We start from the raw sequence: 11,322 nt of genomic DNA on the forward strand, positions 1-11,322 counted from the left end.
GCGCCGGTCTTGTCGCGCTTACCCTACTGCAGAACCCCCGTGAGGATCTGGACATCGACCTTGAGGGTTCCCGGTGGACGGGCCCCGCGGCGACAGGCAGGAGGACAACGGTGACCGAGGTCACGGATCGTGGTTCGGTGCGCGCCAGGTTGGACGATCCGGCCCTGCGACAGCTGCTCGCCGGGCTGACCGCCGTGCGGGGAGGTGACTTCGGCACCCGCCTGCCGCGGGTCGGCGACGATCTGATGGACGAGATCGCCACCGTCTTCAACGGGATGATCGACCAGCTCGCCCTGTTCACCTCCGAGGTGACGCGGGTGGCCCGTGAGGTGGGCACCGAGGGCAAGCTCGGTGGCCAGGCCGAGGTGCCCGGGGTGTCGGGCTCGTGGAAGGACCTGACCGACAACGTCAATGCCATGGCCGGCAACCTGACCGGCCAGGTCCGCGACATCGCGCAGGTCGCGACGGCGGTGGCGAAGGGTGACCTGTCGCAGAAGATCACCGTCGACGCCCGCGGTGAGATCCTGGAGCTCAAGAGCACGATCAACACGATGGTCGATCAGCTTTCGGGGTTCGCCGACGAGGTCACCCGGGTGGCCCGGGAGGTCGGCACCGACGGGCGGCTCGGTGGCCAGGCGGACGTCAAGGGTGTCTCGGGGACCTGGCGTGACCTCACCGAGTCGGTGAACGTCATGGCCGGCAACCTCACCGACCAGGTCCGGTCGATCGCCCAGGTGACCACGGCGGTCGCCCGGGGGGACCTGTCGCAGAAGATCCGGGTCGACGCCCGCGGCGAGATCCTCGAGCTCAAGGAGACCATCAACACGATGGTCGATCAGCTTTCGGGGTTCGCCGACGAGGTCACCCGGGTGGCCCGCGAGGTCGGCACGCAGGGCAATCTCGGGGGTCAGGCCAACGTCCGCGGCGTGTCGGGAACCTGGAAGGACCTCACCGACAACGTCAACGTGATGGCCTCGAACCTGACGGCTCAGGTCCGCTCGATCGCGCAGGTCGCCACGGGCGTCGCCCGCGGCGACCTCTCCCAGAAGATCACGGTGGAGGCGAAGGGCGAGGTCGCCGCGCTCGCGGCCACGATCAACACGATGGTGGACACGCTCGGCGCCTTCGCCGACGAGGTGACGCGGGTGGCCCGCGAGGTCGGCACCGACGGCCGCCTGGGTGGCCAGGCGAGCGTGAAGGGGGTGTCCGGCACCTGGAAGGACCTCACCGACAACGTCAACTTCATGGCGAACAACCTCACCAGCCAGGTCCGCAACATCGCGCAGGTCACGACGGCGGTCGCCCAGGGGGACCTGACCCGCAAGATCGACGTCGATGCCCGCGGGGAGATCCTCGAGCTGAAGACGACCATCAACACGATGGTCGATCAGCTTTCCTCGTTCGCGGCCGAGGTGACGCGGGTGGCCCGCGAGGTCGGCACCGACGGCATCCTCGGCGGCCAGGCCGAGGTGGAGGGCCTGTCGGGCACCTGGAAGCGCCTCACCGAGAACGTCAACGAGCTGGCCGGGAACCTCACCCGGCAGGTCCGGGCCATCGCCGCCGTCACCAGCGCCGTCGCCACCGGCGACCTGACCAGGTCGATCGACGTCGACGCCCAGGGCGAGGTCGCCGAGCTCAAGGACAACATCAACGCGATGGTCCGTTCGCTGCGCGAGACGACGCGGGCGAACCAGGAACAGGACTGGCTCAAGACCAGCCTGGCTCACATCGGCGGGCTGATGCAGGGGCACCGCGACCTGCAGACCGTCGCCCAGCTGGTCATCGACGAGCTGACGCCGATGGTCGACGCGCAGTACGGCACCTTCCTGCTCGCCGAGTCGGGGGTGGACCGACCCGCGCTCAACCTCATCGCCAGCTACGGGTACCAGGCCGCACGGGACATTCCGCGGCGCTTCGACTTCGGCCAGTCCCTGGTCGGACAGGCCGCGCGGACGAAGCGGCCGATCGTCGTCGCGCACACCCCGGCCGACTATCTGAAGATTGCCTCCAGCCTCGGGCAGTCGGCTCCGGTCGCCCTGATCGTGCTGCCGATCCTGTTCGAGGACCAGGTGCTCGGCGTCATCGAGCTCGCCTCCTTCAGCCCCTTCGCGCAGGTCCACCACGACTTCCTGAACCTGCTGACGGAGACCATCGGGGTCAACGTCAACACGATCATCGCGAACGCCCGTACCGACGCGTTGCTGGAGGAGTCCCAGCGGCTCGCCTCCGAGCTGCAGGCGCGGTCCGAGGAACTGCAGTCCCGCCAGGAGGATCTCCAGCTCTCCAACGCCGAGCTGGAGGAGAAGGCCACCCTGCTGGCCCGGCAGAACCACGACATCGAGGTCAAGAACTTCGAGATCGAACAGGCCCGCCAGGAACTGGAGGAGCGGGCTCGCCAGCTCGCCCTCGCCTCGAAGTACAAGTCCGAGTTCCTGGCGAACATGTCGCACGAGCTGCGCACACCCCTGAACAGCCTGCTGATCCTCGCTCGCCTGCTCGCGCAGAACCCCACCCGCAACCTCTCGCCGAAGCAGGTCGAGTACGCCCACGTCATCCACTCCGCGGGGTCGGATCTGCTGCAGTTGATCAACGACATCCTCGACCTGTCCAAGGTCGAGGCCGGGAAGATGGACATCCACGTGGAGGAGGTGGCCCTGGTGGACATCGTCGAGGACGTCCAGGCCACCTTCTCGCCGATCACCGCCGAGAAGGGCCTGCGCTTCACCGTCGCCATGGCGTCCGACCTCCCGGCGCACCTGCCCACCGATCGCCATCTTCTAGCGCAGGTGCTGCGCAACCTCCTGTCCAACGCGGTGAAATTCACCGAGCAGGGCAGCGTCGACCTCGCCATCGCGTCGTCCGGCGACGGCGGGGCGGCGTCGGAGCAGGCCGTCCTGTTCTCCGTGTCCGACACCGGAATCGGGATCGCCGGGGAGAACCTCGAACGCATCTTCGGCGCGTTCCAGCAGGGTGACGGCACCACCAGCCGCCGCTACGGCGGCACCGGCCTTGGGCTGTCGATCTGTCGCGAGGTGGCGACGCTGCTGGGCGGAGAGATCCAGGCCCGCAGCGAGTTCGGGCGGGGCAGCACCTTCACCCTCCGGCTGCCCCTGGTGCCGCCCGTGCCGACACCGCCGGACGCAGATCCCCGGCTGCCCGGCGAGCAGCCGGCAGCGGACACCGTTCCCTCGCGCCAGCGACTTCCGCTGCCCGACCCGATGCCGGGCACGGCGGACCCGCTCCCGCCGGCCCTCACCGCGTTCGCCCCGCAGGAGGACGCGGTGGCGCCGGACGGCGAGGCGAAGCCGGGGCTCCACCTGGTGACCAAACCGGCCGCGCCGGCGGCAGCACCCGTCGATCCACCGCGCGTCCTGGTCGTCGAGCCGCAGGGCACCGGGCTTCTCGCGGTGCTCGCCACCAGCGCGGCGGCGGCATTCCGGGACAGTCACGGCCCGGCGGACATCGTCACCGCGACCGACCCGGGCCAGGCGGTGAGCCTGCTGCGGGCGGGGACCCCTCGCTGCGTCGTGCTCGACCTCACCCCCGCCGGCACCTGTGCCTTCGCCTTCCTGGAACGGCTGCGCGACCAGGCCGATCTCCCGACCGTGCCGCTGCTCGCCTACACCGCGGATGTGGCGACGGCGCAGGAACGCCTGGCGCGCATCCGTTTCGCCACCGGCGACCTCGAGCTGTTGCCGTCCCTCGACGAGCTGCGCGAACGCGTGATCCTGCGGCTGTCGACCGATCAACCGCCCCGCCCGGTCCCGCGGATCGTCCCGGTGTCGCCCGGCGAATCATCCCCCGGGGCGCAGCCGGCCACCGCCCCCGGGCTCGCCGGCCGCACCGTGCTCGTCGTCGACGATGACGTGCGCAACGTCTTCGCCATCACGAGCATCCTCGACCTCTACGGGCTGAGGGTGATCCATGCCGCCGACGGGCGGATGGGCATCGACGCGCTGCAGTCCAACCCGGACATCGACCTCGTGCTGATGGACGTGATGATGCCCGAGATGGACGGCTACGCCACCACGGCCGCCATCCGGACCATGCCCCAGTTCGCCGCCCTGCCCATCATCGCCGTCACCGCCAAGGCGATGCCGGACGACCGGCAGAAGTGCCTCGACGCCGGGGCGACCGACTACGTCACCAAGCCCGTGGACATCGAGGAACTCCTCGCCTGCATCCGGGCCAGCCTCGCACCCGCGAGGCGCTCACGGTAGGCGCAGAGGGCTCACGGTAGGCGGCCAGGCACCGGCCGTCGGCGGGGACGGTGGTCACGCGGCGCGGGAGACGACCGGTTCGGCCTGGGTGTCGCCGGTCGTCGACCGCGCCGGACCGGGCAGCGCCAGGCGTGCGATCCGGCGCCAGACGCTCGCCGTCTGCCGGGGCAGCGAGCCGGTGGTGTAGGGAAGACCGAACCGCTCGCACAGGTCGCGGACCCGCGGTGCGATCTGGGCGTAGCGGTTGCTGGGCAGGTCGGGAAAGAGATGGTGCTCGATCTGGTGGCTGAGGTTGCCGCTGAGGAGGTGGAGGACCGCCGGACCGCTGATGTTGGCGGAGCCGAGGAGCTGGCGCAGGTACCACTCGCCTCGGCTCTCCTCGGCGATCTCCTCCTCGGTGAAGGTCCGGGCGCCCGCCGGGAAGTGGCCGCAGATGATGATGGTGTGCGCCCAGACGTTGCGGGTGACGTTCGCGGTGAGGTTGCCCAGCAGGACGGGAAGGAACGCCGGACCGCCGAGCAGCGGGAACGCCACGTAGTCCTTGAGCCCCTGGCGGGCGGCCTTGCGTAGCGCCTGCCCGAGCGGGCCCACGGTCTCGCCCCAGCCCCGTTCTCCCCGCCATGCGCTGTCGATCTCCGCGTCGTAGATCGCGATACCCCATTCGAAGACGGCCGCGAGACCCAGGTTGTACAGGGGCTGGGCCAGGTACACGGGGTGCCAGGGCTGCTCGGGAGAGACCCGCAGCATGCCGTACCCGAGGTCCCGGTCCCTGCCGAGCACGTTCGTGTAGGTGTGGTGGGCGTAGTTGTGGGAGTGCTTCCACTGGTCGGCGGGTGAGGCGAAATCCCATTCCCAGGTGGTGGAGTGGATGTCCGGGTCGCGCATCCAGTCCCACTGGCCGTGCAGGACGTTGTGCCCGATCTCCATGTTCTCGAGGATCTTGGCGAGGGAGAGCATCGCCGTGCCGGCCAGCCACGCCGGTGGCACCAGGGACGCGAACATGACCGCCCGGCCGCCGACCTCGAGTCGGCGCTGGACGGCGATCACCCGTCGGATGTATCGGGCATCGTCCTCGCCGCGGCTCGCGATGACCTCCGCGCGCAGCCGGTCGAGTTCCCGGCCGAACTCCTCGATGTCGCTGGCGCTGAGGTGCGTGGGTACTGACATCCGCGTTCTCCTCCACAGGTCCGGTCTCAGATCACGGCCCGGTCTCAGATCAAAGGTCGATGTCGACGTCACCGACGGCGGTGGACACACAGGTCTGGATGAGATCCCCGGGGTCGCCGTGCACCTCGCCGGTGCGCAGATCCCGGACCCGGCCGCCGGCCAGGCGGGCCAGGCAGGTGCGGCAGACCCCCATGCGGCAGCCGCTCGGCATGGCGACGTCCGCCTCCTCGCCCACGGCCAGCAGGGGCGTGCCCGCGCCGGCGGCCGTCTCCCGTCCGCTCCTGACGAAGCGGACCCGCCCGCCGGGCCCGGCGGACGGGCGCGCCACCGGCTGGAACCGTTCCGTCCGCAGCCGGTCGGCGATGCCGGCCGCCCGCCAGTACGCCTCCGCGTCGTCCAGCAGTCCCCGTGGCCCGCAGACCCACGCCATCCGGTCCGGCAGATCGGGGCAGACGGCGGACAGGTCCGCCATCGTCAGCCGCTTCGCCCGCCGGCCGGGGACGGGGCGGGTGTGGTGCTCGTGCAGGCGGAGGCCGGGGAACCGGGCCGCCATCCGACGCAGTTCGCCGCCGAAGATGACCTGCGGCCCGTTCGGCGCGACGTGCGCGAGGAACACGTCGGGCAGGTCCCCGGCCAGGGCGAAGCCGCGCAGCATCGACATCACCGGAGTGATGCCGCTGCCGGCGGTCACGAACAGCAACCGGGTCGGAAGGTCGTCCGGCAGCACGAAACCGCCGGCCGGCCGGCTGAGCCGGACGATCCCGCCGGGACGCAGCCGGCGGACGACGTGTTCGGACACGAACCCGCCGGGTGCGGCCTTCACCGTGATCGTGACGAGACCGTCCGGGCGGCCGGGCGGGGACGACAGCGAGAACGTCCGCCAGTGCCACACGCCCTCGATGTCCACGCCGACGCCGACGTGTTGACCCGCGAGGTGCCGTCGCCAGCCGCGACCGGGCCGGATGACGACGGTCGAGGCGTCGGGGGTCTCCGGCACGACGGCTTCGACCCGACCGGACAATCGCTGCCGCGACCACAGCGGATTCATCATTGCCCGGTAGTCGTCCGGCATCAGCGGACTCGTCAGGACGCCCGTTGCCGCGGTCAGCATCGGCCTGATATCCAGCATCGATCGTGTCACCTCGCCGGCGGGCGTACCGGAACAGACGGAATTTCCAGACAGATTCCTGGATGATTCCGAGCGGGGACACAGCGACTTCGTTACAGCTCGCCGGCAGGTTACACCGCCGGCTCAAACCGTTCAATCCGATCGGCGCTCGCCGAGAAGATCTCCGGTGGCCATGCGTGGTCGGCGCGACGGTGGGAATCTGGCTGCTGACCTGTGGTCCAGGAGTGAGGGTCAAATCCCGTCAGACGGGACGACCCTGACAAGACGGGGGTGGAAATTGTGATCGGTCAAAGGGCCGCGGACCAACGGACGCAGTCGCGATCATCCGGTATTCCGTGGTACGCGCTTCTCGCTGTCGGCGTGGCTTTCACCCTGTTCGCGCTGGCGATCCCGCAGTTCGACATGAATTCCCTGAAATCGATCGCGGTGGTGCTCGGGATCGTCCTGCTGCTGGGCGCGGCCAGCGAGCTGCTGGCCGCGAGGGCGACCGCCCGGGACTGGCGATGGTCCCACCTGTTGCTCGCCGCGCTGTTCGTGGTGGGCGGGATCGTGTCGCTGGTCTGGCCGGATCCCACCTTCAAGGTGGTGGCCCGGACGGTGGCCTGGTTCTTCCTGATCAAGGGTGTGTACGACATCATCAACTCGTTCGCGGCCCGGCGCACCGAGCAGCACGCCGCAGCCGGCCCTGAAGGGCGGTCGCCGGCGCAGTGGTGGATGCCGCTCATCGTCGGCGCGCTGGAGATCGGGGTGGCGTTCTGGGCGGTGGGTTACCCGCGGGACTCGCGCTCGCTGCTGGCCCTGTGGGTCGGGCTTGCCGCCCTCGCGCTCGGCCTGACCAAGATTGCCATGGCGCTGCGGCTGCGGGGAGTCCACACGCCCGCGCCCCAGGAGGGCATGCGTCTGGACGAGCTGCCGCCCAGCGGTTTCGGTGGCCGTGCGGTCGCGGAGGGCGGACGGCTGGAAGGGGGCCGCGCCCCGCGGACGACGACGACGGGCGACAGGTACACGACCGGCGACCGGTAGACGGGCACCGCGCCGGCCCTGGGGACTCGGTGGGAACCGGCAGGGCGAGGGCCCGTGCCGGTTCCTCCCGTAGGACCAGCCGAACCCGCCCGCGCCGCCGGCCTCAGGCCGTGGGGCCGCCGGCCAGTACGGACCAGCCGGCGTCGACGCGCAGCACCGTCCCGGTCGCCGGGCGCAGGGCGGGGTCGAGGGCCAACCCGACGGCGGCGGCGACGTCCGCCGGTTCCAGGACGCGGTGCAGCACGGAGTTGTCCGCCAGCACCTTCTCGCGGTTCGCGTCGAGGACCGCCGCGGTCGCCTCGGTGCGCACGGCTCCGGGCGCGACGGTCAGGACGCTGATCCCGTCACGGGCCGTCTCCGCGGCGACGTGGCGGGCGAACGTGGTCAGCGCCGCCTTCGCGGTGCCGTGGGCGAGCCGGCCCGCGCCGACGTAGTCGGCGGCGGTGCTGCCGAGATAGACCAGCCGCCCCTCGCCCTGCGCCCGCATGACCGCCACCACCTGCTGGGTGATGTGGAAGGCTCCGGCCAGTTCACCGGTCATCTTCGCGGCGAACGCCGCCCAGGTCAGATCGCTCAGCGGCGCGAAGGTCGGGGCGGCGGTGTTCGCGTTGACCACCAGCGCATCGATCCGTCCGCGGTCGGCGAGCACGGTCGCGACCATCGACGCCACGTCGTCCGGATCGGTGACGTCACTCGCCAGCGCGACCGCGCTGCCCCCCGACCGGTGGATTCCCGCGACCACGGCTGCCGCCGCGTCGGCATCCCGCCGGTAGTTCACGACCACGTGATAGCCGCGGTGGGCGAGGTCGGCGGCGATCGCCGCCCCGATTCCCCGCCCCGCTCCGGTAACGATCGCCGTCGCCGTCTTGCCCGTGTCTGCCATTGCGTCCTCGTTACGAGATGAGCGGGTCGACCAGGGACTTCGGCGGATTCCGGACCCCGGGCGCCGCCATCCGCGGGGCGGGGGACGGCATTCGGCTCGCCGCCTCGGCGGCCGTCGAACCGAACCGCACCAAACGCCGGCGACGGCCATCATTGTCCGTACTCTATCCGCCGATCGGTTCGCGGGCCGGGCGCGGCCCGCAACGTTTCAGTGGGACACCCGGGCGGGCTGGGTTCGAGCCTCTTGCGCTGTCCTGGTGCTCTTGCGCTGTCCTGGTGCTCTTGCGCTGTCCTGGTCCTCTTGCGCTGTCCTGGTCCTCTTGCGCTGTCCTGGTCCTCTTGCGCTGTCCTGGTCCTCTTGCGCTGTCCTGGTACAGAGCGGATAGCGCGGAACGCCGGCCCCGGGCAGAGCGTGCGGGAGACGGCGGCAGCCCAGCGAGCGCTCTCGGACAGTCGAGCCCGCCCCCGAGGCGGGATCTCGGCCACACCTGGCGCGGTCACGCGGATAGGATTTCTGGCCGCAAAGAGCGAAGTATTCACGGCGTTCACTGCAGCTCTTTTCAATACGTGCGGAAACCATGTCGCGATCGGGGCAGGCGTGTGCCCCAGACGACGGGTAGAACTGAAAGGAAACTCCTGTGACGGCCAGACGAGAGCGGACCCGTGAGTCTGACCATACGTAACCAACTGACCGGAACCGTCACCGGCATCACCGAAGGTGCGGTGATGGGCACTGTACTGATCGCCCTGCCTGGCGGGCAGAATGTGACGGCCGCGGTGACCCTGGATGCGATCAAGGAGCTCGGCCTGTCGGCGGGTGCCACCGTCGAGGTCCTGATCAAATCCACCGAGGTGTCCCTGACCACCGGCAGCGTGGACGGTCTGAGCATTCGCAATCAGCTCCGCGGCACGATATCCAGCCTCGAAACCGGCGGCGCGATGACCGTCGCGCACATCGCCCTCGAAAGCGGCGGTGAGCTTACCTCGGCGATCACTCTGGCCGCCGTGACCGATCTCGGTCTCGCCGAGGGTTCCTCCGTCACTGCTTTGGTCAAGTCGACGGAAGTGGCCCTCGCGGCGGTCTGACCGGCCCGACACCCGATACCAACGCCGGCGCCACGGCGGCCGTAAGCACGGCCACGGCGTCGTCACCTCGCGGTCGGGACCGTCCCCTGGCGGTCGGGACCGTCCCCTGGCGGCGGTCCCGACCGCGACGCACGTGAACCAGCCCGCGCCGGCCGGTCGGGTGACGGCGAGGTACCTGTCGAGCAGATCAGGGCGGTGCCGGACCGGCGCGGACGGCTGTCAGCCGGAGCGCAACCCCGCCCTCGGCCCCGACCCGGACCCGGACCCGCGATCATGGTGTTCCGCGGAACCGGAACCGGACGGGCTCCCCTCCAGCCCGACCCGGCGAATTAAAGATCAGTAGCCGCCCGCCCTCCGCCGGACGTGGCGCTGAGCGATGACACGACGGCCCGGCTCGTGTCGTGACCTGGCGGGTTCCGGTGTTGTGGCCGGTTGGTTGCGCCGAACGGGGGCAGCCTCCTGGATGGCACCGCCGTACGCGGGCGACGTCCCTCGGCTGCGGTGGTCGACCGACGACGGGCGTCGGGTGGGGGCGATCCACATGTCGCATCATGACGAACACGCTGGCACCGGGGAGAGACGATCCGCGGGGGCCACCGGCTCGGAGGACTCCCGGGGCGGATCCCGCACGGGTGTTCTGCACAAGCGGCCGACGTTCGAGGAGGTCGTGGCCGGGGTCCAGGTGGACCAGACGGTCAGGACCCAGGAGGTGGTGGCCACCTTCGACGTCTACGGGGAGGCCGAGCGAGCCGTCGACCTGCTCGCCGACCGCGACTTCCCGGTGGAGCGGACCGCCATCATCGGCCGCGGTCTGCACATGGTCGAGAAGGTCACGGCCCGGCTGACCTGGGCCTCGGCCGCCGGTCGGGGGGCACTCGCCGGCGCCGTCCCCGGTGCGCTCGTCGGCTGGATCTTCGGCCTGTTCAACTGGGTCAACCCGTTGGCGGCGGCGGTGCTACTCGCCCTGTACGGGGCGATCTTCGGTGCCGTGATCGGCGCCCTGACGGGAGTGCTGATCTACGCCCTGAGCAGGGGCCGCCGGGACTTCGTCTCGGTGACGGCGCTCGGCGCGGACCACTACGACCTGGTCGTCGACGCCGACGTCACCGAGCAGGCGGTGCGGCTGCTGGAGGAAGCGGGCCTGCGCCGGGCCTCGCCCGCACCGGACGGCCAGGCCTGACCACCTGGAACAGCGGCCCGACCGGGGTGCCCGGAGTCGGAACGGTCGGGCTGCGCCGGGCGTGCTGCGTCCGGCGTGACCATCACCAGACGAACTCTCCCGGAGGGCATCGTGGGAAAGGCAGTAGGAATCGACTTGGGGACGACGAACTCGGTCATCGCCGTCGTGGAAGGCGGCCAGCCGAACGTCATCCCCAATGCCGAGGGAGCCCGGACGACCCCCTCCGTGGTCGCGTTCACGGAGAGCGGGGAGAGGCTGGTCGGGGAGCTGGCCCGCCGTCAGGCGATTCTCAACCCGAAAGGCACGATCACCGCGGTCAAGCGGTTCATCGGCCGCCGGTACAGCGAGGTCACGAGCGAGCTGAAGACAGTCACGTACGACATCACCGCCGGGAAGGAAGACGCAGTACGGATCGTCGTTCGCGGGCGCGAGTACGCCCCCGAGGAGATCTCGGCGATGGTGCTGCGGAAACTGGCCGACGACGCCGCCAAGTTCCTCGGCGAAAAGGTCACCGAAGCCGTGATCACGGTGCCGGCGTACTTCAACGACGCGCAACGGCAGTCGACCAAGGACGCCGGCCGGATCGCCGGCCTGGAAGTCCTGCGGATCATCAACGAGCCGACCGCGGCCGCGCT

At 70.4% G+C, this 11,322-nt stretch carries 8 protein-coding genes; 5 read left to right on the plus strand and 3 right to left on the minus strand.

Annotated elements, in window-relative coordinates; translation table 11 throughout:
• Positions 1–110: 110 nt before the first annotated feature.
• Entirely contained in the window at positions 111–4,220 is a 4,110-nt protein-coding gene (locus FRAQA3DRAFT_RS24980) for a HAMP domain-containing protein (protein ID WP_009741834.1), read from the plus strand.
• A gap of 54 nt (positions 4,221–4,274) precedes the next feature.
• Here the strand turns inward: FRAQA3DRAFT_RS24980 and FRAQA3DRAFT_RS24985 are convergent, their stop codons facing one another.
• Both FRAQA3DRAFT_RS24985 and FRAQA3DRAFT_RS24990 read right to left on the minus strand, forming a co-directional pair.
• Positions 4,275–5,387 (minus strand): acyl-CoA desaturase, encoded by a 1,113-nt coding sequence (locus FRAQA3DRAFT_RS24985; protein ID WP_009741835.1) that lies wholly within the window; start codon positions 5,385–5,387, stop codon positions 4,275–4,277.
• 49 nt (positions 5,388–5,436) lie between these two features.
• Positions 5,437–6,516, minus strand: coding sequence for a ferredoxin reductase (locus FRAQA3DRAFT_RS24990; RefSeq protein ID WP_009741836.1), 1,080 nt, complete (start codon positions 6,514–6,516; stop codon positions 5,437–5,439).
• 270 nt (positions 6,517–6,786) lie between these two features.
• Here FRAQA3DRAFT_RS24990 and FRAQA3DRAFT_RS24995 point away from each other — a divergent pair, with 270 nt between their 5' ends.
• Positions 6,787–7,539, plus strand: a complete 753-nt coding sequence (locus FRAQA3DRAFT_RS24995; RefSeq protein WP_232291751.1) for an HdeD family acid-resistance protein — start codon at positions 6,787–6,789, stop codon at positions 7,537–7,539.
• 103 nt (positions 7,540–7,642) lie between these two features.
• Here FRAQA3DRAFT_RS24995 and FRAQA3DRAFT_RS25000 read toward each other — a convergent pair whose 3' ends face one another.
• The gene (locus tag FRAQA3DRAFT_RS25000) at positions 7,643–8,422 is read right to left on the minus strand and encodes an SDR family oxidoreductase (protein ID WP_009741838.1); all 780 of its coding nucleotides are present in this window, start codon (positions 8,420–8,422) and stop codon (positions 7,643–7,645) included.
• A 662-nt stretch (positions 8,423–9,084) separates the two neighbouring features.
• On the opposite strand from FRAQA3DRAFT_RS25000, the gene FRAQA3DRAFT_RS25005 reads away from it, so the two are divergent.
• The 3 genes from FRAQA3DRAFT_RS25005 to FRAQA3DRAFT_RS25015 form a co-directional block, all read left to right on the plus strand.
• Positions 9,085–9,507, plus strand: a complete 423-nt coding sequence (locus tag FRAQA3DRAFT_RS25005) for a molybdopterin-binding protein (RefSeq protein ID WP_009741839.1) — start codon at positions 9,085–9,087, stop codon at positions 9,505–9,507.
• 667 nt (positions 9,508–10,174) lie between these two features.
• Positions 10,175–10,687: a general stress protein gene (locus FRAQA3DRAFT_RS25010; protein WP_232291752.1), complete on the plus strand. Its 513-nt coding sequence runs from the start codon at positions 10,175–10,177 to the stop codon at positions 10,685–10,687.
• 111 nt (positions 10,688–10,798) lie between these two features.
• On the plus strand, positions 10,799–11,322 hold a 524-nt coding region (locus FRAQA3DRAFT_RS25015), incomplete at its 3' end, for an Hsp70 family protein (RefSeq protein ID WP_009741841.1).

Origin of the sequence: Frankia sp. QA3 (assembly GCF_000262465.1) — a bacterium.
Taxonomy (GTDB): Bacteria; Actinomycetota; Actinomycetes; order Frankiales; family Frankiaceae; genus Frankia.